Origin of the sequence: Microbulbifer pacificus (assembly GCF_033723955.1) — a bacterium.
Classification (GTDB): domain Bacteria; phylum Pseudomonadota; class Gammaproteobacteria; order Pseudomonadales; family Cellvibrionaceae; genus Microbulbifer; species Microbulbifer pacificus.
In genome coordinates this window covers 1,888,213-1,914,171 of record NZ_CP137555.1, presented here as the reverse complement: position 1 = coordinate 1,914,171, position 25,959 = coordinate 1,888,213, and the positions used below count along the sequence as shown (strand labels likewise).

Annotated in this window: 23 protein-coding genes and 1 tRNA gene; 18 read left to right on the top strand and 6 right to left on the bottom strand. The window is 59.9% G+C overall.

Annotated features, from left to right (window positions below; translation table 11 throughout):
* Position 1 precedes the first annotated feature (1 nt).
* Genes R5R33_RS08270 through R5R33_RS08260 form a run of 3 tightly spaced genes read left to right on the top strand, consistent with a single transcriptional unit; the run spans position 2 to position 4,049 of the window.
* On the top strand, positions 2-694 hold the full coding sequence (locus R5R33_RS08270; RefSeq protein ID WP_318955547.1) for a fimbrial biogenesis chaperone: 693 nt from the start codon (positions 2-4) through the stop codon (positions 692-694).
* Positions 695-723: 29 nt separating this feature from the next.
* The gene (locus R5R33_RS08265) at positions 724-3,168 is read left to right on the top strand and encodes a fimbria/pilus outer membrane usher protein (protein WP_318955546.1); all 2,445 of its coding nucleotides are present in this window, start codon (positions 724-726) and stop codon (positions 3,166-3,168) included.
* The gene (locus R5R33_RS08260) at positions 3,165-4,049 is read left to right on the top strand and encodes a hypothetical protein (RefSeq protein ID WP_318955545.1); all 885 of its coding nucleotides are present in this window, start codon (positions 3,165-3,167) and stop codon (positions 4,047-4,049) included. The genes R5R33_RS08265 and R5R33_RS08260 overlap by 4 nt, the downstream gene beginning before the upstream one ends.
* A 67-nt stretch (positions 4,050-4,116) precedes the next feature.
* Here R5R33_RS08260 and R5R33_RS08255 read toward each other — a convergent pair.
* A tRNA-Leu gene (locus tag R5R33_RS08255) sits at positions 4,117-4,203 on the bottom strand.
* A 309-nt stretch (positions 4,204-4,512) separates the two neighbouring features.
* On the opposite strand from R5R33_RS08255, the gene rnr reads away from it, so the two are divergent.
* Positions 4,513-7,434, top strand: coding sequence for a ribonuclease R (gene rnr / locus R5R33_RS08250; protein WP_318955544.1), 2,922 nt, complete (start codon positions 4,513-4,515; stop codon positions 7,432-7,434).
* A 3-nt stretch (positions 7,435-7,437) separates the two neighbouring features.
* Positions 7,438-8,190 (top strand): 23S rRNA (guanosine(2251)-2'-O)-methyltransferase RlmB, encoded by a 753-nt coding sequence (rlmB, locus tag R5R33_RS08245; RefSeq protein WP_318955543.1) that lies wholly within the window; start codon positions 7,438-7,440, stop codon positions 8,188-8,190.
* Positions 8,191-8,426: 236 nt separating this feature from the next.
* On the opposite strand, the gene R5R33_RS08240 is transcribed toward rlmB, so the two are convergent.
* Both R5R33_RS08240 and R5R33_RS08235 read right to left on the bottom strand, forming a co-directional pair.
* Entirely contained in the window at positions 8,427-9,137 is a 711-nt protein-coding gene (locus tag R5R33_RS08240; RefSeq protein WP_318955542.1) for a 2OG-Fe(II) oxygenase, read from the bottom strand.
* 100 nt (positions 9,138-9,237) lie between these two features.
* Complete coding sequence (locus tag R5R33_RS08235; protein WP_318955541.1) at positions 9,238-10,092, bottom strand: alpha/beta fold hydrolase; 855 nt, start codon at positions 10,090-10,092, stop codon at positions 9,238-9,240.
* 292 nt (positions 10,093-10,384) lie between these two features.
* Between R5R33_RS08235 and rpsF the strand changes: the two genes are divergently transcribed.
* From rpsF to dnaB, 5 genes are all read left to right on the top strand, one after another.
* Positions 10,385-10,837 (top strand): 30S ribosomal protein S6, encoded by a 453-nt coding sequence (gene rpsF, locus R5R33_RS08230; protein WP_318955540.1) that lies wholly within the window; start codon positions 10,385-10,387, stop codon positions 10,835-10,837.
* 12 nt (positions 10,838-10,849) lie between these two features.
* Entirely contained in the window at positions 10,850-11,080 is a 231-nt protein-coding gene (rpsR, locus tag R5R33_RS08225; protein WP_318955539.1) for a 30S ribosomal protein S18, read from the top strand.
* 62 nt (positions 11,081-11,142) lie between these two features.
* On the top strand, positions 11,143-11,967 hold the full coding sequence (locus tag R5R33_RS08220; protein WP_318955538.1) for a hypothetical protein: 825 nt from the start codon (positions 11,143-11,145) through the stop codon (positions 11,965-11,967).
* Positions 11,968-12,001: 34 nt separating this feature from the next.
* Positions 12,002-12,448, top strand: a complete 447-nt coding sequence (gene rplI, locus R5R33_RS08215) for a 50S ribosomal protein L9 (protein WP_105102838.1) — start codon at positions 12,002-12,004, stop codon at positions 12,446-12,448.
* Positions 12,449-12,613: 165 nt separating this feature from the next.
* Positions 12,614-14,056 (top strand): replicative DNA helicase, encoded by a 1,443-nt coding sequence (gene dnaB, locus R5R33_RS08210; protein ID WP_318955537.1) that lies wholly within the window; start codon positions 12,614-12,616, stop codon positions 14,054-14,056.
* Between the two features lie 192 nt (positions 14,057-14,248).
* On the opposite strand, the gene R5R33_RS08205 is transcribed toward dnaB, so the two are convergent.
* Positions 14,249-14,740, bottom strand: a complete 492-nt coding sequence (locus tag R5R33_RS08205; protein ID WP_318955536.1) for a L,D-transpeptidase family protein — start codon at positions 14,738-14,740, stop codon at positions 14,249-14,251.
* Between the two features lie 407 nt (positions 14,741-15,147).
* On the opposite strand from R5R33_RS08205, the gene bioD reads away from it, so the two are divergent.
* The 3 genes from bioD to R5R33_RS08190 all read left to right on the top strand — a co-directional run bounded on the left by bioD (position 15,148) and on the right by R5R33_RS08190 (position 18,197).
* Positions 15,148-15,849 (top strand): dethiobiotin synthase, encoded by a 702-nt coding sequence (gene bioD, locus R5R33_RS08200; RefSeq protein WP_318955535.1) that lies wholly within the window; start codon positions 15,148-15,150, stop codon positions 15,847-15,849.
* 193 nt (positions 15,850-16,042) lie between these two features.
* Positions 16,043-17,818, top strand: a complete 1,776-nt coding sequence (locus R5R33_RS08195) for an acyl-CoA dehydrogenase C-terminal domain-containing protein (protein WP_318955534.1) — start codon at positions 16,043-16,045, stop codon at positions 17,816-17,818.
* A 175-nt stretch (positions 17,819-17,993) separates the two neighbouring features.
* A complete protein-coding gene (locus tag R5R33_RS08190) occupies positions 17,994-18,197 on the top strand; it encodes a DUF3094 family protein (RefSeq protein ID WP_318955533.1) in 204 nt (67 codons plus the stop codon).
* A 22-nt stretch (positions 18,198-18,219) separates the two neighbouring features.
* Here the strand turns inward: R5R33_RS08190 and R5R33_RS08185 are convergent, their stop codons facing one another.
* On the bottom strand, positions 18,220-18,684 hold the full coding sequence (locus R5R33_RS08185; RefSeq protein WP_318955532.1) for an EVE domain-containing protein: 465 nt from the start codon (positions 18,682-18,684) through the stop codon (positions 18,220-18,222).
* A 145-nt stretch (positions 18,685-18,829) separates the two neighbouring features.
* Here R5R33_RS08185 and R5R33_RS08180 point away from each other — a divergent pair, with 145 nt between their 5' ends.
* The 4 genes from R5R33_RS08180 (at position 18,830) to R5R33_RS08165 (ending at position 23,391) form a co-directional block, all read left to right on the top strand.
* Entirely contained in the window at positions 18,830-19,918 is a 1,089-nt protein-coding gene (locus R5R33_RS08180; protein ID WP_318955710.1) for a sensor histidine kinase, read from the top strand.
* A gap of 65 nt (positions 19,919-19,983) precedes the next feature.
* A complete protein-coding gene (locus R5R33_RS08175; protein ID WP_318955531.1) occupies positions 19,984-20,799 on the top strand; it encodes a LytR/AlgR family response regulator transcription factor in 816 nt (271 codons plus the stop codon).
* Positions 20,800-20,865: 66 nt separating this feature from the next.
* Positions 20,866-21,462 (top strand): HdeD family acid-resistance protein, encoded by a 597-nt coding sequence (locus R5R33_RS08170; RefSeq protein ID WP_318955530.1) that lies wholly within the window; start codon positions 20,866-20,868, stop codon positions 21,460-21,462.
* Positions 21,463-21,591: 129 nt separating this feature from the next.
* The gene (locus tag R5R33_RS08165; protein WP_318955529.1) at positions 21,592-23,391 is read left to right on the top strand and encodes an aminotransferase-like domain-containing protein; all 1,800 of its coding nucleotides are present in this window, start codon (positions 21,592-21,594) and stop codon (positions 23,389-23,391) included.
* A 42-nt stretch (positions 23,392-23,433) separates the two neighbouring features.
* On the opposite strand, the gene R5R33_RS08160 is transcribed toward R5R33_RS08165, so the two are convergent.
* Positions 23,434-24,672, bottom strand: coding sequence for an MFS transporter (locus R5R33_RS08160; protein WP_318955528.1), 1,239 nt, complete (start codon positions 24,670-24,672; stop codon positions 23,434-23,436).
* Between the two features lie 268 nt (positions 24,673-24,940).
* On the opposite strand from R5R33_RS08160, the gene R5R33_RS08155 reads away from it, so the two are divergent.
* On the top strand, positions 24,941-25,795 hold the full coding sequence (locus R5R33_RS08155; RefSeq protein WP_318955527.1) for a carbon-nitrogen hydrolase family protein: 855 nt from the start codon (positions 24,941-24,943) through the stop codon (positions 25,793-25,795).
* Positions 25,796-25,959 lie beyond the last annotated feature (164 nt).

The following is a 25,959-nucleotide window of genomic DNA, read 5'->3' as shown; positions in this document are numbered from 1 at the left end:
AATGTTGGCACGAATATTCCAAATCGCGGCCGGCTTGTTGCTGGTCGGTATCCTTCCGTTCGCGCTGGCGCAATCGGTGTCGCCGACGCGGGTTCAGATCAATCTTGATAATTCTCCTCAGGCGATACTGACACTGTCTTCCGTCAAGCCCGTGGATGTGGCCATCGAATTTTCGGTTCTGGATTACTCGGCAGCATTTACCGATATGGTGGCGCCGCTCGAGGTAATTCCGCCGCAGATATTGCTGCGGCCCGGTGAAACCAAGCAGGTGATGGTGCGTTGGCGCGGGAGCAGCACCTTGCAGCGAAGTGCCTCTTACTATCTGGCCATTGATGAGTTACCCCTCGCTGTCAAGGATCGAGAGGTAAGTGCGGCGATCCAGCTGTTGACCACTCTCAGGCTTCCCATACATGTACATGCTAATGGTGAGGCCGAACTCGCCTTTTCTCCGCCGCAAATAGATGGCAGTGCTTCACTGGAGTTTTACAACACCGGTGCACAGTATGCGCTGCTCTCACACTATGAGATCGGGGTGACACACGATCGTGAAGTCATCCTTTTTGACGGCATCGATTTCGCACGCCTGTTAAACCGGGATGCCATATTGCCCGGTCAGATGGTATCTATACCCTTGCGTCTAATCGGGCTTGATGCTGCCGGGCTGCAGGGTGCTCGGCTGGTCAGGAAGGAGTGACGTCGATGTCCCGTTTGAGTTACCTGTGTTTGGGGCTGTTGCTGGGTTGTGAGTTATTCCCGTTTGGCACGCGCGTGGTGTTGGCAGCGGATGGGCAAAGTTCTGTACCGAACCTCGTCTTTGTGAATCTGCCGGTTTCGATCGATGGGCGTATCGTCGGCGACCTGAAGGTCGGTGTTACTGGAACAGCCCTTTACAGCGTCGATCGCAAGAGTTGGGAGAGTTTGGCCAAGGGGTATTTCGATACGGACGTCATTCAGCGTGTTGCCCAATCCGCCGGTGAGGGGCAGGTCATCCCGGTTACGAGCTTTATCGAGGAATTCATCGACATATTTTTTGATCCCTCAGTTCTCGAAATAAAAATCAACTTGGCAGATTCGCGCCGCCAGACCCAGGACCTGTCGCTGCGTCGCAAATCCGTCGATTACGAAAACCTTTCCAATCTCGACTTGCCGGGTCGCTCCGCTTACCTGAATTTCAACCTGCAGCAGGACTACCTTTGGAATGACACGCTCAATAGGGATTCACAGCTGTCCACACTAGTCAATTTGGATGGCGCGATAACGCTTTTTGGCAGTCCGCACTTGACCCTAGAGAGCGGTGCATTTATTGATTCTTCACTTGGAGATGATGCCGCATGGCAGCGCCGGGAAACCCGACTGGTGTACGATGATTTGTCGCGGGCGGTGCGATATTCACTGGGCGATATTTTCTACCGCACAACCGAATTTCAGATGTCGCCGCCACTGCTGGGGCTGTCAGTCGAGCGGGCCTATGCGGAAATCCAGCCCCTGCGAAATATCACACCCACCGGCACTCGCAGCTTTACCGTATCCCAGCGTTCGACTGTGGAGATCTATGTAAATGGTCTATATCAGGACACGCTACATCTGGATCCCGGGCGCTACGACCTGAGTGACTTCGCGGTAAATTCAGGGGTCAACGAGGTTTCCCTGCTGATTACGGACCCGTCGGGGCAACAGCGGAGCATTGAATTTTCACTGTTTACGGACCCGACTCTGCTCAAAGGTGGTGTGTCCGAATTTTCCTTTAATGCCGGCTACCAGCGCGGGGTGAGCGAAGTGCCTGGCATCGCCTATGACTTCAATCTACCCGCCATTTCCGGTTTTTACCGCTACGGCATCACCGACTACCTGACATTGGGCGCAAGTGTCCAGGGAACGGAACTGCAGCAGGTGGCCGGTGGCGAGCTATCACTTGCCACTCCATTTGGCATCCTGGCCGCCGATGTGAGCGCGAGTGAGCTGGATGGCATCGGGCGCGGTACCGCGGCGTCGCTTCGCTGGTCCTATGACTTTTTTCTCTGGGGTGAACGAGCTCACGAGTTGGATGTGGTTGCTGTCGCCAGGGATGAGCTTTACACCTATATGGGCCAGGCCAGCCCCAGCCTGCAGAACAAGTCGGAACTGCGTGTGCGTTATTCGGCACCGGGGCCTTTTGGCACTTTTCTCAGTGCGAGCGCACGCCAAGCGGAAAGTTTTATCGAAACCGATCCAGTAGATAAGGCATACGGTTTCAATATCACGCGCCGTTTTGGTTTTTTTAATTTTTCTCTCCGCTTGGAGCAGGACAATTCGGTAACTGAGGAGACGCGCGCCCTGGTGCGCCTGTCGGCCCCGCTTGGGCAGCGACAGCTGGTAAGCACCAGATGGGATACCTTTTCTGAAACTGGTGACCTGCAGTTGGACCGGATGCAGCGGGGCACCGTCGGTGATTTTTCCGGAAGACTGGCGCTGCGTTCCGATGTGGATAACTACCGCGCGGATATGGGTGCTTTCTATCAGGGGAACAGGTTCCAGCTGGGGCTGGACCACAACTATGTGCAGTTTGACGATGTCGACCGGGAACCGGATCAGTTGAGCACCCTCAGGCTGGGGTCGAGCCTGGTTTATGCCGATGGTACGGTCGCCTGGGGGCGGCCAATTGAAGATTCATTCATCATGGTGCGACGCCATGAGTCCCTCGGTGACAGTCGCATCCTGGTGGATGAGCGGCAGGGTGGGTACATTGCAGTGGCGGACAGTTTCGGCCCTGCGGTGGTGCCTGCGGTGAACAGCTATGTGTCGCGGCGTATCCACTGGGAGGCGGAAAACCCGCCCTTCGGTTATGACATGGGCGACATCGATGCCTACTCTTTTCCTCTTTACCGCTCCGGGATGGCCTACACCGCCGGGTCGGAGGCTTCGCTTACGCTAATCGGTTTGGTGCAGGATACCCGAGGCGCACCGGTCACAATGACGGTTGGTCAAATAATCGCGACAGATGGACGTGACTTTCCGATGGTGACGACCTTTACCAATAAAGCCGGCCGCTTTGTGGCGCAGGGGCTGGCGCCGGGGGCATACCAGATTGTCTTCCCGGATCGCGGTGATCTGAAAATCCCATTTACTATCGAAGAGGGAGCCTCCGGCATCGTGGAGTTGGGCATTATCAAGGAGAAGGTTTCGCTATGAGGTGGATCGCAGCCGCACTGACCTCGATGTTTTTCTGCGTGAACGGTGCATCGTCATCGGCGGCGGACGATAGCGAGGAGGTCTGTGCTCTCGAAGCGGTGTCAGTCGAGGGGCAGGCCGACCTGGCGTATTACCCGTTCGCAAATCGCGAAGAGGTCGGTCAGTTGCGTTTGGTAATTGTCACCCACGGTTCGTGCCGCCTTGGCTTTGCTCTGCTGCCGACATCCGATGCCCAGCTTTTGGGGCCGGGCAGGCCGCTGAATTTTTCGTTCCGTAATCGCGGCGATCAGGTCATTCCGCTGAACGGCAATGAACAGCGCGGAATCCAATTTGAAGATACCGCCCGGGGCAGGGAGGCCAGCCTGATCATTGGGTTTCCGCGTGGGCAGGCGCGCCGGGCGGGCGACTACCGGAATAACTTTGTCGCACGTATTTTTGCCGACGGCCGGCCACTGCAGGATATCGACTTTCAGGTTTCTGTTCGGGTCGCAGCTCAGGCGGATATCCATGTGGCCGGTAACGGCGAGGGGCAGTTGGGCAGGTCAACGGTGATGAATTTTGGCAAGCTGGAAACTGGCGAGACACTTTCGGCGCTGCTGGCCGTTCGCACCAATAGTGCTTATAACCTGGTGGTTTCTTCGGAGAATCATGGCCAGATGCAGCATGTTTCCCTCGAAGGGGAAAATACCGCGGTACCCTATACCGCCTCGATCGATGGAAAGCCGCTGAGCTTGCAGAGTGGAGCGGATGCCCGCGATTTCCCTACACCGGGTGATGGTGAAGAGATGAGAAACATCAGTGTGGAGATCGGCGATACCCGCGGAAGGATGGCGGGGAGGTACCGCGACACCCTGCGGGTGACCGTAACGCTGCTGGAGTGAACTGAAGAGTGCAGGAGCGCAGAAAGAAAAAAGGCCGACTCTTTCGAGTCGGCCTTTTTTGCGGATATGGTGCCCAGGAGAAGACTTGAACTTCCACGACCGTAAGGCCACTAGCACCTGAAGCTAGCGCGTCTACCAATTCCGCCACCTGGGCAAGTCAGCGGTGTGCTCCGCTGAGGACGCGCACTATATTGATTCGGTCCGGGGGTGTCAACGCCTTTTGTGACAAAAATCCGGAAGAATTTGCCGCCGGACACCGGCGCTGTAAATCCGGTCGGGAATTGGCCGCTAAATCGCTTATACTCGCGGCAATGTGCAACGTTACCGGTGGCCCGTGGCCGCTATCGGCATTCGCCACTCCAGAACCCCGTCCAACTGATTGGATAGGACAGTTGCACCCAATCACCCGACTGCGCCGGACGTATCCCGGGGCCGTGCAGACTGCGCGGTCAATCGCAGAACAATGGAAGCTGTTTTGAATCAAGACAAACCCAATCCCTCTGGCATCGCGGAAGATCCCCACGCGGATCGCGAGGCAGAAAAGTACGAAAAGCCCATCCCCAGCCGTGAATTCCTGCTGGACCTGCTGGAGCAGCAGCCCGGTCCGGTTTCCTGGGAGGCGGTAGCGGACCTGCTCAGTCTCGACGACGAGGACCGCCGCGAGGGCGTGCGTCGCCGCCTGATCGCTATGAGCCGCGACGGCCAGATCGCCAGCAACCGCGCCGGGGACTTCGGCGTGCTCGACAAAATGAGCCTGGTGCGTGGCCGCGTGATCGGCCACCGCGATGGTTTCGGCTTCGTCTCCCCCGGTGACGGCAGTGACGACCTCTACCTGTCCCACCGCCAGATGCGCAAGGTGTTCGACGGCGACGAAGTGCTGGTGCGCGAGACTCCCGGTGGCTTCCGCGGCAAGCGCGAAGGCGCGGTGGTGCGCGTGATCAAGCACAACACCCACCAGCTCGCCGGGCGCTTGTACCGTGAAGATGGCGTGTGCTTTGTGCGCCCGGACAACCCGCGCGTCAACCTCGACATCATGGTCGCGGAAGGCAAGTGCGGCGAGGCCAAGAGCGGCCAGTACGTGGTGGTGGACATCACCCTGCAGCCCGGTCGCGACAACCTGCCCCAGGGTGAGGTGAGTGAAGTACTCGGCGACCACCTGGCGCCGGGCATGGAGATCGATGTCGCCATCCGCAACTACGGCATCCCGCACACCTGGCCGGCCTCGGTGCTGACGCAGGTGGAGGGCATTGCCGACGAGGTGCTGGAGGGGGACAAAAAGGCGCGTATCGACGTGCGCCAGCTGCCGCTGGTGACCATTGACGGCGAAGATGCGCGCGACTTCGACGACGCGGTATTCTGCGAACTGCTGCCGGATGGCAACTGGAAACTGCTGGTGGCCATCGCCGACGTCTCTCACTACGTGGCGGTCGACACACCGCTGGATGTGGAGGCGCACCAGCGCGGCAACTCGGTGTACTTCCCGGATTTCGTGGTGCCGATGCTGCCGGAAAAGCTGTCCAACGGCCTGTGTTCCCTGAACCCGGAAGTGGATCGCCTGTGCATGGTGTGCGAAATGCGCATCGACGAGTCCGGCAATATCCTCGGCTACCAGTTCTTCGAAGGGGTGATGCGCAGTCACGCCCGTTTCACTTACACCCAGGTGGGTGAGATGGTGGACGAGCGCGACAATCGCGACAGCGGTCTGCGCAAGCAGTACGCCGCGCTCACCCCGCACATCGACAATCTGCACGACCTGTACAGGGCGCTGCGTGGCGCCCGCGACCGTCGCGGCGCGATCGATTTTGAAACCACCGAGACGCGGATCATTTTCGATGCTGCGCGCAAGATCGAGCGCATCGTGCCGGTGGTGCGCAACGATGCGCACAAGATGATCGAAGAGTGCATGCTCGCCGCCAACGTGTGTGCGGCGGAGCTGATGGAGCTGGCGGAGCTACCGGCGCTGTATCGGGTGCACGATATTCCGAAGAAGGAGCGCCTGGAAAATGTGCGCGAATATCTCGGTGAGCTCGGCCTGCGCCTCGAAGGTGGCAGCGAGCCGCAGCCCAGCGACTACCAGACGCTGTTACAGGAAGTGGAAGGGCGCCCGGATTTCCACATCATCCAGACCATGCTGCTGCGCTCCATGAACCAGGCGGTGTACCAGCCGGAAAATCGCGGCCATTTCGGTCTCGACTACCGCGCCTACGCGCACTTCACTTCGCCCATCCGCCGGTATCCGGACCTGCTGTTGCACCGTGGGCTGCGCTGGTTGATCAGAAACGGCAGCGCCAACCCCACTGCCGTGGCGAAAAAGGTGCGCCAGGCGCCCGGTGCCCACGCGCTCACGCGCGAGGAAATCCTGCCCTACGGCCCCCCCGCGATGGTGGAGCTGGGCGAGCACTGCTCGATGACCGAGCGCCGCGCCGACGATGCCACCCGCGATGTGGTTAGCTGGCTCAAGTGCGAGTACCTGCAGGACCATGTGGGCGAGGTATACCGTGGTGTGATCAGTGCGGTGACCGGCTTTGGCCTGTTTGTCGAGATCGACGACCTGTATGTAGAGGGGTTGATCCACGTCACCGCTCTGCCCAAGGACTATTACCAGTTTGAGCAGGCGCAGCAGCGCCTTGTGGGCGAGCGCAGTGGCGTGCGCTTCCATCTTGGCGATGGCGTTACCGTACAGGTGGCGCGGGTGGACCTGGAGGAGCGCAAGGTGGATTTCACCTTCGTCGAGCTGCACCCCCGTCCCAGCTACAAGAATCCCAAGTACCGCAAACCGAAAGCGGCGAAGAAAGGCATAGAAGTGTCAGAAGTATCTATTGATCAGCCTCGTGCGAAATCGCATGAAAAATCCCGCACTGGTGCCGAGTCCACCAGTGTCAGCGGTCGCGCCATGGAAATGGCTGTAGAGTTCCAGCAGGAGCGCAAGCGCAAGGGCAAGTCCGACTTCAGCAGCAGCGCTGCTGCAGAAAAGGGCAGCCCCTGGGGTGCAGGCCTGAAAAAGAAAGCCGTGACCGCTGTGGACGAGGAGCCGCGCCCGGTGCGCAAGCGCAGGGTGGGTGATGACGAAGCGGAAGTGATGGCGCCTGCGCCCAAAAAACCGGTGTGGAAAAAGCCTGATCAGGAGCGGCCCGCGGCGAAAGCATCGGTGTGGGGTACATCGTCTGCGAACGTAGCGACGGACGAAGGCGCGGAGCCGACGGGCGAGCAGCCGGGTGAATTTCCAAGAAAGAAACGCGGCCCGAGCAAAAGCCCGACCCGCAAGGGCGGTAAGCGCCCGGCTGTAGCGGCGCGCAAGGCCGCCCATAAGGCGGCCAAGTCTGCGGTCGCGAAAAAGGCGGCGCAAAAAAAATCCGCGAAAAAGAAACCTGGCAAGAAGAAGTAACCAGTGGCACAGCAATTAGTTTACGGCCTGCACGCGGTGCAGGCCCTGTTGAAAAGCGCTCCCCAGCAGGTGCAGGAGCTGCTGCTGCTGCGCGGGCGCAAAGACCAGAAGCTGCAAAAAATCATCCGCCAGGCGGAGCAGAATGAAATCGTTATCCGCTATGTCGATCGCCGCGCGCTGGATGAAAAAGTGGGCGACGACGGCAACCACCAGGGCGCGGTGGCCATCTGTGCCGGCGAGACCAAGGTGTATGACGAGCAGTTTCTGAAATCACTGCTGCAGCAACTGGAAGAAAAAGGTGTAGCGCCTTTCCTGTTGATCCTCGATGGCGTCACCGACCCGCACAACCTGGGCGCCTGCCTGCGTTCCGCAGAAGCCGCCGGTGTGCACGCGGTCATTGCCCCCAAGGACAATGCCGCGGGCCTCACGCCTGTGGCGAGAAAGGTCGCCTGCGGTGCCGCCGAGGTGCTGCCGTTCGTCCCCGTCACCAATCTGGCGCGCACCATGCAGATGCTGCAGCAGGCGGGGATCTGGATATTCGGCACCGCCGGCGAGGCGGAGCAGGATGTCTACCAGTCCAAGCTCACCGGACCTATCGCCATTGTCATGGGTGCCGAGGGCCCGGGTATGCGCCGTCTTACCCGCGAGAATTGCGATCACCTGATCAAGATCCCGATGGCGGGCGAGGTCAGCAGCCTGAATGTATCGGTGGCCACGGGCGTATGCCTGTTCGAGGCGGTGCGTCAGCGGGGCTGATTGCCTGAATAAGTCTGATTAGAAAAGCGAGCGGAAAGAAAAGGGGAGGGGGCGGAGCCGCCCCTCTGCCGAGAAGATCCCGATTGTTATTCTTGGGTCCCTGAAATTTATTGTTATTTTTTCTGGGTTATTTTCGCGACACCTCTGTATAACGGTGCGCGCGGCGAACCCCTCAAAACAATTTTCCAGGAATTTGTGACCGGGTCTCCGAGTCTGGTTATGTATGGTCCGCGGGCTCAGCCCGGGGCCTTGCCATAGAGTTGCTGTGCCGGGCGGTACATCACCCAGGAGGTGAGGATGTACTTGTCCTCGGATACCGGCACATTGCCGCGGTGCGTGTGGGTAAAGCCACAGGGCGACAGCAGCAACCTTCCCGCGCGGGGTTTGACCCCGGTCTTCTGGTAAAAGAACTCGGTTTCCCCGCCCTCTTCTACATCGTTCAGATACAGCAGCCAGAACAGCACCCGGTGCAGGGATTTCTGCTGCGGATCTGTGGGGTGTGGAAAATGTTCGGAGTGCCAGTGATGGTAGCCGCCGCTGCTTTTGCGGTAGTGCTGCAAGTTGATGCCGTCGAAGCAGAAAAAGCTGGCGACCAGTTGCTTGAGCAGTTGCTCGTCGAGGCTTTCGATATCTGCTGCCGTCAGCGTGCGCATTCCCCGGCCCGACTCGTCGCGAATACCGGGGGATACCGCGCCGGTGAGCATGTGCGGGTAGCGCCTGCAGTAATCGGTAAGCGCCTGGTACACCACGCCGTTGAGATCACGGCACACATCCCGCCAGGATTCCTGGGAGGAGATATACAGGTCAGAGCTCTCTTTCTTGCTGGTGTCTACCCCGGCACCGGTCCGCCCCGGGACCTTGTCGGGAGACTGCTGGAAGCGCTGGATCACCTGCGCGCAATAGTCCTGAGGAACGGCGTCGTCAAACTGAACAATCATTGGGTCCATGGTGTACCTCCCATTACCGCTGGGTATACCCGCGCGGAACCTGTGGAAAAAATGGGAGCACGCGGATGAAAAAGATTGGACGTTTGCCGGCGGCGATCCCTCAGGGCATAGCCGCTTTGGCCTCGGACGCGTCCATCCAAGACTGCACTATATCCAATACTGGCGCCGGGTTCTTGATCCAACTGAGATGCGGATTGCCCTTGTGGTAAGTGGCAGGTATCTGGCGCACGGCGCCTCCCGCCAGATCCGCGAGGCGGCGCGTGGCGTTCAGGGGGGCGAACGGGTCCCGCTCGATGCACAGGTGCAGCGGCTGGCGGGGCAGTGCGACCGCACTGGGGAGGCGCGCCTCGGGGGTGAAGCGGCCGCGGATGATACCGTTGCCCCAGTCGCGCATCAGTGTTGATGCCTCGCGACCACCGAATCGCAACTGTTGGCCCGGAAAATAGCCGAGCAGACGGGTGCTGAGATGGGCGGCGACGGCGGCGCCCAGCACGGATGCCCGTTTGAGACCGCGCCAGCTGCGGCTGTCCAGGTGGCCGGCAGCGACACTGACTACCTGGGCGTTGCCGGTCAGCCCGGCGCGCGCCGCCAGGGTGAGTGTCTGACCGCCAATACTGTGCCCCAGCATCAGTTCCGGGTTTTTGCCGAATACTTCACGCACCGCCTCCAGCGCCAGCGGAATCCAAGCAAAGACCAGATCGTTGTAGCCATAATCCGCCGCGCGGCTCGGCTGTGGCCGGCTTTCGCCGGTACCGGGCAGTTCGCAGATGGCGGTGTGGTAGCCGCGCGCGGTGAGGGAATTCAGCAACTGGTGGTACTTGCTGGCGGGAACCCCAAGTGCGGGCAGTACCAGCGCGAGGGGGCGGTCGCCCGCCAGCCGGCGCATGGTGAGAGGGATGCGGAATTCACCGAGCTGCAGGTTGTGCACCACGGTGCTGGGTGTCTCATTGGTCATGGAGTCGGGGCCGGGTAGAAGCAAAGCCAAGACTATACGGCGTGGTCTTAAGTGTCGCCCATGACCAGATCGCTCCCGGCGCTGGGCCGCTTCGACAGGCCGGTGCCAATGGCGCCAGTCGGGGGGAAGCCGTGCAATCGATCAACTTGCAACCAGTTGGGGAGGCGCATAGAATACGCCGCCCGCAATAGACCCATTGCCGGTCTGGTTGCGTACTCCTTGCCTCACTGGGCAGTCGCTGTAATAGCACAGCGGCGAACCGGGAGGCTGTGTTAACCCGTAAGGAGCAAAAATGCGTCATTACGAAATTGTATTCCTGGTTCACCCGGACCAGAGCGAGCAGGTTGCCGGTATGGTCGAGCGTTACACCGCGACCATCAAAGAAAGCGGTGGCAGCGTTCACCGTCTGGAAGACTGGGGCCGTCGCCGTCTGGCTTACCCGATCAACAAAATCCACAAAGCCCACTACATTCTGATGAATGTCGAGTGTACTGAAGAAGCACTGGCGGAACTGACCACCAACTTCAAGTACAACGATGCGGTGCTGCGTAATCTGGTGATTCGTGAAGACGAAGCCATCAGCGAAGAAAGCCCGATCATGAAGGCCGAGAAAGAGTCCCGCGAGCGCAAAGCTGCACGTGCAGAACGTTCCGAGCGTCGTGAGCGCGCTGAGCGCGATGAAGACGACTCCTCCGACGGCGCTGAGGAAGACCTGTCTTCCGATGAAACCGAAGACGAAGAGTAAGGGGATATTCAGATGGCACGTTTTTTCCGTCGTCGTAAGTTCTGCCGTTTCACCGCTGAAGGCGTAAAGCGTATCGACTATAAAGATCTCGATACCCTGAAAGCCTACATCTCTGAGACTGGCAAAATCGTACCGAGCCGTATCACTGGCACCAAAGCCAAGTATCAGCGTCAGCTGGCCGTAGCGGTCAAGCGCGCTCGTTACATTGCGCTGCTGCCGTACACGGACAGCCACGAAGCTTAATTGCTTCGTCAGCACTGTATTTACAGAGAAGCTATCTAGTGCGCGCCATCGCTGAATTTGCCATGCGATCGCGCCTACGTGCGGTGATCCTCACCCTGGTGGGAATCCCGCTGATCAGCCCCGCGGTGCTCGCACTGGTGGGATTGCGCCGCGGCAGTGGCGACGGCCTGTTTGTACTGGCCTGGGCACTGCTGCCGCTGGTTGCCGCTGCCGGTGCCGGCTACATGACGCCACTGATGGCGGGGCTGGCCATCACCCACTTTGTGGGGGTGCTGGCCGGAGCGCTGACACTGCGCTCGACCCGCTCCTGGAGCTGGGCACTGGTGGTGCTTACCGGGGTGTCCGCACTGGGCATACTGGTGACCTCACAGGCCGCCGGAGGCGTGGTTGCCGCGCTGACACAGGCGGTTACCGAGGCCGCGGGCGGGGCCCAGAGCCCCGAGGCGCAGCAGCTGAGCAAGGCATTTGCCAGCGAGGCCCAGGCCACCGGATACCTGAGCTGGGTATCGGTGATCAGTGCCGCGCTGGCGCTGGTGCTCGGGCGCTGGTGGCAGGCCATGCTGTACAACCCCGGCGGTTTGCGGGAGGAATTGCATGCGTTGCGCATGCCGATCCCCGTCGCCGGCGCTGGCATGCTGCTGTGGATCTACTGCCTCGTGAATGAACACCTGGTGTTCTGGGGTGCAGTAGCGGCCTTCCCCATGATGGTGGCGGGCATCTGCCTGATCCACTGGCTGGTAGCCCGCAAGGGTTGGGGGCGCGGACCGCTGATCGCCATGTATATAACATTGGTGATCGCTGCGCTGCCGCTCGCCGGGTTCCTGTGTGGGCTGGCACTGATCGATAGCTGGATTGATATTCGCGCACGCTCTGGCGACAACCGCTGAGCGGCGCACAAGAACTGAAACTGAGGGTTCCGAGATGGAAGTTATTCTGCTCGACAAAGTAGGCAAACTGGGCAAAGTGGGCGACCGCGTTGAAGTTAAAGCCGGTTTTGGCCGTAACTACCTGCTGCCTACCGGCAAAGCCATTCTGGCCAACGCAGCGAACATCGCTGAGTTCGAAGCCAAGCGCGCTGAGCTGGAAGCCGCTGCCGCTGCCAAACTGGGCTCCGCGGAAGAGCGCGCAGCCAAGCTGGCTGAACTGACTGTTACCATCGCCGCCAACGCTGGCGACGAAGGCAAACTGTTCGGCTCTATCGGCACGCGCGACATCGCTGAAGCGATCACCGCTGCTGGCGTTGAAGTAAGCAAAGCTGAAGTGAAGCTGCCGGAAGGTGCGCTGCGCGAAGTGGGCGAGTTTGACGTTGACGTGCAGCTGCACTCCGACGTGATTGCCACCGTCAAGGTTGTTGTAGTCGCCGAATAAGCGATTGCTGCAGTCATGCGCGGTCACCGCTAGCGGGAATTTGCCCGCTGGTGGCCGAGCCGCGCTACAATCGGGCGCTGCATTCCCCCTGCCGGTTCTGACCGGTGGCGGCGAATGCAGCGCCCGATTTGTTTTTGTGCCCGGTAAATTGTCCCTACACAGAAGATGAACGAATACGCCCCGCCCGCAGAGGCAACCCAGGATTCCCACCCCAGCTCACCCCTGCCGCACTCGGTGGAGGCGGAGCAGTCGGTGCTCGGCGGCCTGATGCTGGACGCCAGTCGCCTCGATGCGGTGGCGGAGCAGCTGAGCGAATCGGATTTCTTTGTCGCCAGCCACCGCGCCATTTTCGGCGTAATGATGGAACTCTCCGGTGGCGAACAGCCGCTGGATATCGTGACCCTCGCTGAAGGGCTTGCCAGCCGAGACCTGCTGGCGAACGTGGGCGGCCCCGCCTATCTCGCCGAACTCGCGGAAAACACCCCCTCCACCGCCAACATCGTTGCCTACGCCAAGATCGTGCGCGAGCGCTCCATGCTGCGCCAGTTGATCGCCGCGGCGGGGGAGATCAGCCGCACCAGCTTCAATCCCGGTGGCCTGAGTTCCATCGATCTGCTGCAGATGGCAGAGCGCCGGGTGACGGAGATCGCCGAGGGCCGCGCCAAAGAGGGCGGTTTTGTCGGTGTCGACGCGTTGCTGAAAAAGACCGTCGAGCGCATCGATGAGCTGTTCAAGTCCGAGGGTGACCTCACCGGTCTCAGTACCGGGCTGACCGAGCTGGACCAGCGCACCTCCGGCTGGCAGCCGGGTGAGCTGATCATTCTCGCCGCGCGTCCCTCCATGGGTAAGACGGCACTGGCGCTGAATTTCGTCGAGGCGGCGATGCTGAGCCAGGAGAAGCCGACCATGGTGTTCAGTATGGAGATGCCATCGGACAGCCTGGTGATGCGTATGCTGTCGTCCATCGGCAAGATTGACCAGGGTCGTATCCGCAACGGCAAGTTGCAGGAGGAGGACTGGCCGAAGCTGTCGAGCGCGGTGCAGAAGATGAAGGGCAAGGGCCTGTATATCGATGACACGCCGGGCCTGTCTCCCAGTGAGGTGCGGGCGCGGGTGAAGCGCACGGTGCGCGATCACACCAACAAGCTGATGCAGGCGGACCCGCGGCTTCCGCGTGAGGATGCGGAGCGCCGCGCCATGCCGGCGATGATCATGGTGGATTACCTGCAGCTGATGCAGGTGAAGGGCAGCACCGAGGGGCGTACCCAGGAGATTTCCGAGATTTCCCGATCCCTGAAGGGTTTGGCGAAGGAGTATGAGTGCCCGGTGATTGCGCTGTCGCAGTTGAACCGGGGGGTGGAACAGCGCCCGAACAAGCGGCCGATGAACTCGGATCTGCGGGAATCGGGGGCGATCGAGCAGGATGCGGACGTGATCCTGTTTATCTATCGCGACGAGTATTACAACGAGGACAGCCCGGACAAGGGCATTGCCGAGCTGATTATCGGCAAGCAGCGTAACGGTGAGATTGGGACCTGTCGCGCGGCGTTTGTGGGTAAATACACGCGGTTTGATGACCTGGCGCCTGAGTACTATCAGGGCGAGTAGATTTGGGGTTCAGTAGTCGCTGTTTCCAGCAGGCCCGGTGGCGGCAATGCACCGGGTGGGAATTTTCAGGACCGCTGTGAATACATCCCTGTACGCTTCGTCGGCAACGTCCCTGTTGCCGACGATCCTGAAAATTCCCACCCGGCACATTGCCTTCAATTCTGACTTCGGAGTCCCATAAGAGAAGTCGTCTTAGGGGAAAATCTCAATCGGCGTACCGGGATTCACCATCGCCCAGATTTCGTCCATTTCCGGATTGGTCACCGCAATACAGCCGTCGGTCCAGTTCATCCGGGTCAGGTATTTCTCGATCCCTTTCCAGTGCGGCTTCTGGCCGTGGATCATGATCGCGCCGCCGGGACTTTTGCCCAGTTTGGCCGCGCGCGCGCGGTCCGCCGCGTTCGGGTAGGAGACGTGGATGGCGCGGTAGAAGGTGCTGTTCTTCTTTTTCCAGTTGAGGGTGTAGCGCCCTTCCGGGGTACGCGAGTCGCCAGCATACTGTTTGTGGCCAACGGGGTTTTTGCCGAACACCACCTTGTAGCTCTTCACGACTTTGCCGTTGCGTTTCAGCTGCATCAGGTGCTTGGCTTTGTACACCACCACTTCATCAACGGGATTGATCTTGGCAAATGCCAGGGTCGGCAGCAGCAGTAGGGAAAAGAGGCAGAATTTTAAGGTTCGCATGGCTCTCGTCGATATCGCTCTTTGTTGGTAGTGGATCGGTACTGGTGAAATCAGTTAGTGACCAGGATGTAAAAATCAGTTTCCATTTTTGCGCACTTCCATGTCCCTGCATGTCGCGGGGAGCTTCGGCCCTGGGCGATGGTGATCGCCGGTGGGAAAGCAATGTGGTTGCGCGGTGCAGCCAAATGGCGCAATAGCGTAATGACAGCGCTGTCCTTTGCTGCCAACCCCAACCAAGGTCGGGGAAATTTTTAGGCAATTATCCTAACCCGAACCCTGTAACGGTGAAGGGGGTTGTACGAATATCGCTCTGAGTGGTCAATTTATCAGCAAGTAGTCGACGTTTAAAGAGGCGTCAATCAAAAAGAGCAACAAACCGAAAGACCGAACCGAATGAGGAAGATTCCGTGACCAGAAGTTTCTTTGTGACTGGTACCAATACCGAAGTGGGCAAGACCTATGCGACGGCGGCGCTGCTCCACGCCGCGGCGCAGCGGGGGCTGAGTACTGCGGCGGTCAAGCCGGTGGCGTCCGGCTGTGAACAGACCCCTGACGGGCTGCGCAACACTGATGCGCTGACGCTGATGGAGGCGATGACGCAGGACCTCGACTATCAACAGGTCAATCCCGTTGCGCTGGAGCCGGCCATCGCGCCACATATCGCCGCCATGGAGGCCGGTAAGCGGTTGGACGCGTCGCGCCTTGTGGGTATCTGTCGCGGGGTGATCAGCGGCAAGCCGGATCTGGTACTGATCGAGGGTGCCGGTGGCTGGCGGGTGCCGCTGACGCCCGGGACCTTCCTTTCCGACCTGCCCAAAGAGATGGAGCTGCCGGTGATTCTGGTGGTGGGGATGGAGCTGGGGTGTATCAACCACGCGCTGCTCACTGCAGAGGCAATCCGTCGCGACGGACTGACGCTGGCGGGTTGGGTTGCGAATTTTGTACGCGGCCCGCAGGCGGACATGCCCCGCGCCGATGCCAACCTGATGACCCTGAAAGCGCTACTGCCTGCACCCTGCCTGGGCGTGCTGCCCCACGACGAGTCCGGCGACTACCGCAAGGGTGCTCCGCACCTGGATCTCGACCCGCTGCTATCTTCTTCCAGCTGATCTATTTCGTGACTGACTTGTGAGCCGGATACCACGTGTCCGGCTTGACTTGGAGGGTGCTTGGGCCTAGATTTCAAACAATTGTTTGAAACAAACGAATGAATCAATTTGCTTGATGCTCGGCGGAGTTTGTTCCCGCGGCATCTGGCACGTCCAACTCCCAAATTTCAAAGAAAACCAGTGAGGCGAGACCATGGCCGAGTACAAGGCGCCACTACGCGAGATGAACTTCCTGCTGCACGAGGTATTTGAGGCAGACAAGCTGTGGGCGCGGCTGCCGGCGCTGGCTGATGTGGCCGACCGCGATACCGCCGATGCGATCCTGGAAGAGATGGCCAAACTGGCCGCCAACACCCTGGACCCGATCAACCGCTCCGGCGATGAAGAGGGCTGCCACTGGAACGACGGCGTGGTAACGACACCCGCGGGCTTCCCGGAAGCCTACGCCACCTATTGTGAGGGTGGCTGGGGCGCACTGGTGGGCAACCCGGAATTCGGCGGCATGGGCATGCCGAAAACCCTCGGTGCCCAGGTTGAAGAGATGATCTGTGCGGCGAACATTTCCTTCGCCCTGTACCCGGTGCTGACCAACGGCGCCTGTCTGGCGATCGATGCCCACGGCAGCGACGAGCTGAAGCAGAAATACCTGCCGAACATGTACGCGGGCACCTGGGCCGGCGCCATGGATCTGACCGAACCCCACGCCGGTACCGACCTCGGCATCATCCGCACCAAGGCGGAGCCGCAGGAAGACGGCAGCTACAGCATCACCGGTTCTAAGATCTTCATCACCGGTGGCGACCACGACCTGTCCGAGAACATCATCCACCTGGTGCTGGCAAAGCTGCCGGACGCGCCGAAGGGTCCGAAGGGCATCTCCCTGTTCCTGGTGCCGAAGATCATGGTCAACGAAGACGGCAGCCTGGGTGAGCGCAACGCGGTCAGCTGTGGCTCCATCGAGCACAAGATGGGCATCAAGGCTTCTGCCACCTGCGCGATGAACTTTGACGGCGCCAAGGGCTGGCTGGTGGGTGAAGTGAACAAAGGCCTCGCCGCCATGTTCACCATGATGAACTACGAGCGTCTGGGTGTGGGCATCCAGGGCCTGGGCGCTTCCGAGCGCTCCTATCAAAGCGCCCTCGAATATGCCCGCGACCGCGTGCAGAGTCGCTCCCCGTCTGGCGCGGTGCAGCCGGAGAAGGCCGCCGACCCGATCATCGTGCATCCGGACGTACGCCGTATGCTGCTGACCCAGAAAGCCTACATCGGCGGCGGCCGCGCCCTGTCCACCTATGTGGCCAAGTGGCTGGATATTTCCAAGTACGGCGAAGGTGAAGAGAAGCAGCACGCGGAAGCCATGGTGGCGCTGCTCACCCCGGTGGCGAAAGCCTTCTTCACCGACAAGGGCCTCGAGTGCACCGTGATCGGCCAGCAGGTGTTCGGCGGCCACGGCTACATCCGCGAGTGGGGCCAGGAGCAGCTGGTGCGCGACGTGCGCATCACCCAGATCTACGAGGGCACCAACGGTATCCAGGCACTGGACCTGATCGGCCGCAAGACCGTCGCCAATGGCGGCGCCTTCTTCGATCTGTTCGCCGCTGACGTGCAGTCGTTCATCGACGCCAACAGCGACAACGAGGCGCTGGCCGAGTTTATCCAGCCGCTGGCCGGCGAATTGCAGCGCCTGAAAGACGTGACCGCGGCGGTGATCGCGGCGGCGCAGCAGGACCCGAATGCACCGGGCGCGGCCTCGGTGGAATACCTGCACCTGTTCGGTTTCGTCGCCTACGCCTATATGTGGGCCATGGTGGCGAGTGTTGCCGCCGGACAGGACGAGGACTTCTACCGCGGCCAGGTGAAGACCGCGCGCTTCTACTTCGCTCGCCTGCTGCCACAGTCCCAGGCACTGGCTGCCAGCGTACTGGCCGGCAGCGCGACCCTGATGGACATGGAAGACGAGCTGTTCTGATTCAGGTCACCCGCAAATAAAGAAGCCCCGCAATGCGGGGCTTTTTATTTGGGCTGCTTCCCATGGAATGTTCGTTTGGACACTTCCATCGGGGCACCTATCGCAAGGCACTGGCCTCCTGCGGCGCGCGCCCCTACACTCCGGCGACATGAACAGACACTTTTCCGGGGAAATCATGACCGAAAAAGAGCCAGAATTCACGCCGAAAAAACTGTCCGCTGAGGATCAGGCCCGCGTCGACCGCTATCTGCGCAGCGGCTACAACGACGTGGAGCGCAAGCCCTTCCGCCCCATTCTGCTACTGGTCGCAATTGTCGGCGTACTCACCCTGTTATCCCTGCTTAGCCTGTTGATTGCGCAAACAAAAGGCGTGGTGTAACAGTACCTTTTTACGGGAGGCTTCAGCTGGCGCCGCCGAGCTTCAACAGCAGCGCCCACTCTTTTGCGGTCACCGGTTGTATCGACAGCCGCCCCTGCTTTACCAGCACCATTTCTTCCAGGGCCGGATTCTGCTTGATCTCTGTCAGCGGCACCGGCTTGATAAATTCACTCTGCCACTGGATATCCACGCAGAACCAGCGGGGGTTTTCCGCGTTCGCCTTCGGGTCGAAGTACTTGCTCTCGGGATTGAACTGCGCCGGGTCCGGGTAGGCGCTGCGAGCTATCCGCGCGGTGCCCACCACCGCTGGTACCTTGCAGGAACTGTGGTAGAACAGCACGCCGTCCCCCTCATTCACAGCATCCCGTAAAAAATTCCGCGCCTGGTAATTGCGGATACCGTCCCAGCGGCCGGTATGACCGGGTTGTTGTTTCAGGTCATTAAGGCTGTACTCGTCCGGTTCCGACTTGAATAGCCAGTAATTCATTTGTACCTCGCTTCCGGCCGCTTTCTGCGGCAGTACGTCAGATTGCTGCGTTTGGTGGTATTTCGTCCACGCTCCGTGTCATTTAGGCTATTTTCCCAGATTGGCGCACTCGCTGCGCATTTTTGGAGAATTATGGGTCGTGGTTATGGGCGTTGGGGTTTTCAATTGGCTGTCGACAAAACTGGCCTCTGCGCGCTACCAATACTGGGCGCTGCAGTGCAGTGGCTGGGGTGGCTATACGCTGCTGACGTTTGTGGGCAGTTTCTTCTGGGTGAAGAACCACTGGCTGCACACCGGCTATATCGCCGTGGCCACCGCTTCCGGCGTACTCCTGACCGAACTGATGCGCCGGGGTTTCCAGCGTCTGTGGGACAAGGCGCCCGCCACTCGCCTGCTGGGCTCCGTGGGGGTAGTGGCGCTTGCGGCTCTGTTGTGGGCGGCGATCAAGTTTGGCGGCTCCCTGTGGTTGTACGGCAAGGAGAGCGATGAACATCCGGCGGTAGTGGCCATCTACTGGTTCTCCTACTCGTTCCTGATCTACATGACCTGGGCGGCGCTCTACTACGGCATCAAGTACTACCAGGCCTCGCTGCTGCAGCAGGAAAAGGCGCTCAGGGCGGAGTCCATCGCGCACCAGTCGCAGCTGAAGATGTTGCGCTACCAGTTGAACCCCCATTTCCTGTTCAATACCCTGAATGCCATTTCCACCCTGATCCTGGATCAGGATGGCAAGACCGCCAACAGCATGGTCACCCGCCTGTCGCAGTTCCTGCGCCACTCGCTGGATAATGACCCGATGCAGAAAGTGACACTGGCGAAAGAGGTGGAGGCGTTGATGCTCTACCTCGACATCGAAAAGGTGCGCTTCGCGGATCGCCTGCAGGTGAATGTGGATCTCGATGGCGATGCGGCGAAGGCTCTGGTGCCCAGCCTGTTGTTGCAACCTCTGGTGGAGAACGCCATCAAATACGGCATTTCTCAGCGCGAGTGGGGAGGTGAGATCACCATCAAGGCGCGGGTCTTCGCCGGCGAGTTGTTGCTGGAAGTGAGCGACAATGGCCCCGGGGTTTCGCCGGCGGAACTGGCAAAGCTGGGGACCGGCAGTGGTGTGGGCATCCGCAATACCTGCGAGCGGCTACAGGCACTTTACGGGGTGGAGCAGAAGACTCGATTCTGCAACCGCCCCGAAGGTGGTCTCGCGGTGCACCTGCGCATTCCGTATGAGCAAAATTAGCGCAACCAGAGCGAACATTCGGTCCTGTTATGCAGGGGCGAGACAGTTGAGTGGAGTGTGGATCAGTGAGTAGCGACAATCTGAAAGTCATCATCGTCGACGACGAGCCGCTGGCGCGCCGCGGCCTGCGCCTGCGGCTGGAAAATCTCGGCGGGGTGGAAGTTGTTGCCGAGTGTGGCAATGGCCGCGAGGCGCGCGAGCAGATCCAGACGCTGCGGCCGGATGTGGCTTTCCTGGATATCCAGATGCCCGGTGTAACCGGCCTTGAGCTGGTGCAGCTGTTGCCGAAAAAGGATATGCCGCAGATCGTGTTCGTAACCGCTTACGACCAGTACGCCGTGGAGGCGTTCGAGGTCAACGCAGTGGATTATGTGCTGAAGCCCATCGAGGAAGACCGCCTGGCGCTGGCCCTGCAGCGGGTGCGCGACAAGCTCGGCAGTGAACACCTCGCCGCCGAGCGCGAAAAGCTGCTGGAGGCGGTGGCCGACCTCACCCAGGAAACCCCCGAGGCACTGGAGCAGAAGCTGGCCGCAGGGGACTTCGGCAACAGCAGTCGCTACCCGGAAAAAATCGCCATCAAGGACTCGGGTAAGATTACCCTGGTGCCCGCGCGGGACATCGACTGGATCGATGCCGCCGGCGACTACATGTGCGTGCACGCCAATGGCGAAACCCACGTGATGCGAATCACCATGAAGGAACTGGAACAGCAACTCGACCCGAAAGTGTTCCAGCGTATCCACCGCTCCACCATCGTCAACCTGAAGCGGGTGCGCGAGATTTGTGCGCACATCAACGGTGAATACCACCTGGTGCTGAACAATGGCGAGCGGCTGAAAATGAGCCGCAGCTACAAAAACAAGGTACAGCATTTCATCTGATTCGCTGTTCGCGCAACTTCACCCTATAACTCCCGGCGCAATGGTCTTTACGTGTCGGGAGTGATCATGACCAGGAATTCCATTTCCCTTTCCAACCGCCCTCTGCTGCGCGCCCTGGCCGACAACTGGTGGGTGGCGCTGGTGCGCGGCCTGTTTGCCATCCTGTTCGGCGTGCTCACGTTTGTGTGGCCGGGTATTACTCTGTTAAGCCTGGTGATCCTGTTCGGGGTCTATTCACTGATGGACGGCATCATCGCCATTTACGGGGCGATCAAGGGGCGCGGTGAGGTCAGCCGGTCATCGCTGTGGTGGCTGCTGTTCGTGGGTATCACCGGCATCGCCGCGGGTATCGTCACCTTCTTTTATCCCCAGGTCACCGCGCTGGTGCTGGTGATTTTTATCGGCGCCTGGGCACTGGTACGGGGCATTTTCGAAATCATCGGCGCCGTGCGCCTGCGCAAGGAAATCGAGCACGAGTGGTTGCTGATTTTTGCGGGCTTACTGTCGGTGATTTTCGGCCTGGTACTGTTGCTCAAACCAGGAGCCGGCGCGCTGGCCCTGCTGTGGTTGATCGGCAGTTACGCCATTATGTTTGGTGTGATTCTGGTGTGGCTGGCATTCCGGTTACGGAAGTTGGCACGCAATGCGCATAAAGCAGATTGAATCGAGCAGTCTGAATCGAGAGGCGGCCTGAATTGATAGGTACAGCGGGCCTGCGGGCCCGCGCTTGAATGCCAGCCCCATGCGGGGCAAACTCTTTCTGCGCACAATAAAAACGATAATTAAACACTCATGAGCGAAGCACTGATCGTCCTCGATCCTGCCGCGGAAAAAAGCCTGCAACAGCAGATCCGGGAAAAACTCATCCAGGGGATACTGTCCGGCAGTATCCCCGCAGGGCACAAAATGCCCTCGTCGCGCCGCATGGCGGAGCAGCTGGGGGTGGCCCGCAATACCGTCGTGATTGCCTACCAGCAGCTGGTGGACGATGGTTTCCTGGTTACCCGCGAGCGCAGCGGCTTCTACGTCAACGAAACCGTTTCCCGTCAGGGGGTGATCAGCCACAGCGGCGGCTTGCCCCACAGCGAGGAGGACGATCGCCACTTCTGGCGCGACCACTGTAATTCGGTATCGGTCAATCGCCGCGCGCTGCAAAACCGCCCCGCCAACTGGCTGCAATATCCGTTTCCCTTCGTCAGCAATGAATATGACCCGCGCATTTATCCTGGCGCTGAGTGGCGCGAGTGCGCCCGGGATATTTTCACCGGGCGCGAAGTGGCCCAATGGGCCACTCTGGGCAATAACGAAGATGATCGCCACCTGGTGGAGCAGATATGTACCTGTCTACTGCCGCGTCGCGGCATTTACGTAGACCCGGGGCAGGTGCTGCTGACCAGCGGTATCGAGCAGGCCTGCTACCTGCTGGGCGAGCTGCTGCTGGGCAATCAGCGCGCACTCGCGCTGGTCAAACCTGCCGGTGGTGAGGTGGGGGAAATTTTCCGGCGTACCGGCGCGTGTATCTTGCCGCTGTCGCAGGATGCCGATGGACCCCTGCTGGATGAAAATCTCAAACAGGCCGACTGCTTGTACCTGCAGCCCAACGCGCACAACCCCACTGCGGTCAGCAGCAGCCTGGAGCGCCGGCGTCTGCTGCTGAAACAGGCGAGGGAGCAGGGCGCGGTGATCATCGAAAACGACTGCGACCATGATTTCTGCTATCACGGCAATCCGCTGCCGCCGCTGAAAAGTATGCAGGGCGGGAGTTCGGTCATTTACCTGTACCAGTTTCCCAAGGTGATTGATCCGGGCCTACAGCTCGCGTTTGTGGTGGCGCCCAAGCCGGTGATTCAGCGCCTGCGCGCGTTGCGCTATACCCTGCGGGAGCGCGTCCCCGCACTCAATCAGCGCCTGTTGGCCAAATTTGTTGCCGCCGGGCATCTGGATGCAGCACTGTTCAAAATCACCCAGCAACTGAAAGAGCGCTGGAGCGCACTGGGTGAGGCGTTGATGTACCACCTGCCGAAACTCAAGGTGCGCCGCGCCAGCTGCGGCACCGCGTGTTGGTTGGAATTGCCCGAGCATATCGATGCGGTGCAATTGCAGATCCGGGCGGAACAGAATGGCCTGCTGCTCGAAGCCGTCAGCGACGGCAACGCCGTGCGACTCGGCTTTTCCGCCATCGAGGCGGACAAGATCGAGGGCGGCGTGAGGGTATTGGCGAAGCTGATTAACGGCGCGCTGCAGGCGGAAGAGGAAACGCTCGAAGCCGCCAGCGGGAGGCGTCTGTCTGCCGGGGATTTGCAGCGTGAAATGCCCGGGGCCGTCTTCCTTGGAACCAATACTCTGGGGGAATCCTACCGTATTGAGCTCAAACAGGATGGCACCATGCTGGGTTACTCCCGCAACGATGTGGAAATGGATGAGACGGATATGGGGCGCTGGTGGCTGGATGGCGATCAGTGGGTACGTCAGTGGCGCAATTGGTCCTACGGGCGCAAGGCGAGCTTTTTTGTGGTGGCCGAGGGACACCGGATCAAGTGGTTCAATCAGGCGGGTAAATTGATCGATGCGGCGGTTATTGCCAGCGAATAATTATCCGGGATTTTCTCGTCTTTACCGGTGGGCGGCAGCAGGTTAAATCGGCGAGGTGCGATCGAGTCGCGCCGCCGCCGGAACCGCAATCAGACCGATACTGAGCACGGCCGACACTAGGACAATCAGCTGCGTATAACTGCCGCCGCCGGTAATGAAATAACCGGCGAATAAGGGACCGCAGGCCAATCCCAGCTTGGAAGCAAAGCCACCAAAGGCCCCCATCTGTCCGGCACTGTCATAGCGCGAAGCCATGGTCAGAAAATACGGCACACAGAACGCCCAGGTAATACCCGTCACCACATTGGCGATGATGAATATCTCGCGCACGCCGCTGTAAGCAAACATCAGCAGCCCCAGCACTGTCACCACCAGAGCCAGCGCCAGTGGTTTTGCCAGAGGAAATCTCTGGCCGGTCACCGCGGCTAGGGCGGCACCGCTGATGGCGATCAGGTTGGCCCAGAACAGGGTCTGGCTGATAAAGCCGAGGGGTAATTCGAAGGATTTTCCGAGATCGAAGATAAACGCAAACAGCGCCATGTTTGCGAACTGGAAGCAGAACAGGGCGACCAGAGTGATGGCGATGGGGCCGAGCGGCGGTTTGGTTTCGATGTCGTTTGCGGTCGCGGTGGAGTGCGTTTTTTCGGGTAGCGGGTAATCCGCAATCAGCGGCAGCATCACCAGTGTGATCACACTGAAAGTAATCAATGCGTAAAAAGGCACGTAGGGGCCGTTCTCTACCACCAGTGCCGGCAGGAAGCCCATGCCGATGGCGCCACCGGTGTACTGCACCAGAAGCACCATGCTGTAGCTGCGCCCGGCAATGCCACTGCGGGCAATTACCGCAAAGCCCAATCCCACCAGTGCGCCACCGAGCATCCCGTGCACCAGGCGCAGCGGAATCAGCAGGTCGAGATTTGCCAGCTGGATCGTCAGTACATCCATGCCGATGGAGCAGCAAAGTAGCACGCTGGCGGCCAGCTTCCAGCGGGGAATATGGCGGATCAGCCAGGATACGGTGAAGGCTCCGATCACCGCACCGATGGTATTGGCAAAGGTGATCTGTCCGGCCTGCTCCGCACTCAAGCCCGCGCCGACCATCAGCGCATCGACAATAACCGGAAAAATATTGACGTAATACAGTCCCGCGGAGGAAAGAAAGGCGAGAAAAATGCTCGCCAGCCAGCCGTTGCCCGCCAGCGATGCCGAGCGCAAGGCGCTGACTGAATCCCGGTTTTCCGTCGCTGTCGGTTGCGCTGGGACTTGCACTGGGCTTTGCATAATCACTCCCAAATCGGGTCGCTGTTTTTATTTGAATAAACCGTGCGCCACAGCTTTGCATCAGCCGTGGTCAATTGCAGGACCAAAACTAACCTATTACCGCCCCGACGATAGTGCCAGTTTTGTGGTGTTAATGGGGCCACTTCGCCGGATGCGGCCAAAAACCCGTTGTGGACTCATCGCCAATACCGATCTGGACCTATAGCCGAGCACACGCCTGCGCCAGTATTACTCCAGCCGAGAATAATCATGTAGGACACGGTGAGAGATGAGTACCAAACCCCGCCGATTCGGAATCGCCGCGCTGCAGCTGAAGCTGGACGAGGCCGACAACCTGGAGCTGCTGCTGCACAAGATCCAGCGCACCAAGCTCCGCTACCCGTGGATCAGGATGGTCGTGCTGAGCGAGCTGGCCCTGCGCGGCGTGGGTGCTCAGCATGCGCGTGAGCTGCCGTCGGCAGAAGAGGAGGCATTCTGTCGCAGCGCACGCGAACTGGGTATCTGGCTGATTCCCGGATCCATGTACGAAAGGTGCGGCAGCGCGGTGTTTAACACCACCCCGGTGATCAATCCCGCCGGCGAGGTAATAGCCCGCTATCGCAAGATGTACCCCTTCCTGCCCTACGAGAAGGGCGTTACCGGCGGCGACCAGTTTGTGGTGTTCGATATACCGGAGGTGGGCCGCTTTGGTGTCTCGATCTGTTATGACATGTGGTTTCCGGAGACCACCCGTGCGCTGGTGTGGCTGGGGGCAGAAGTGATTATTCACCCCACCAAGACCGACACGATCGATCGCCTGGATGAACTGTCCATTGTGCGATCCAGTGCCGCGGTTAACCAGTGCTATTTCGTCGACGTGAACTCGGCTGGTGCCCAAGGGGTAGGCCGTTCGATCATCGTGGGCCCGGAAGGGGAGACGATTCACGAGGCATCCGTGGAGGAGGAAGTTATCACTTTCGAAGTTGACCTGGAAAAAGTGACTCAGGTCCGCGAGCGCGGGATTAAAGGTCTGGGCCAGACCCTGAAAAGTTTCCGCGATGGCCGGGTGGACTTTCCGCAGTACGAGCGCGGCGCAGTATCCCCGGCACTGGAGCAGCTCGGCGAGCTTAAAGTCCCCGAGTAGCCAGGCAATAGCTTGAACGGTTTCGATTGCACGGGATGAAACACCACAGGACCAGTCGTTGTAGACTAACGGACGTTAGGTAGCGGCCAGTGACTGGTTATAAAAATCACATAAGTAAATGCCGGCGCATTTTTGCCAGCGGACGTCACTCCAAAGAAGAGATC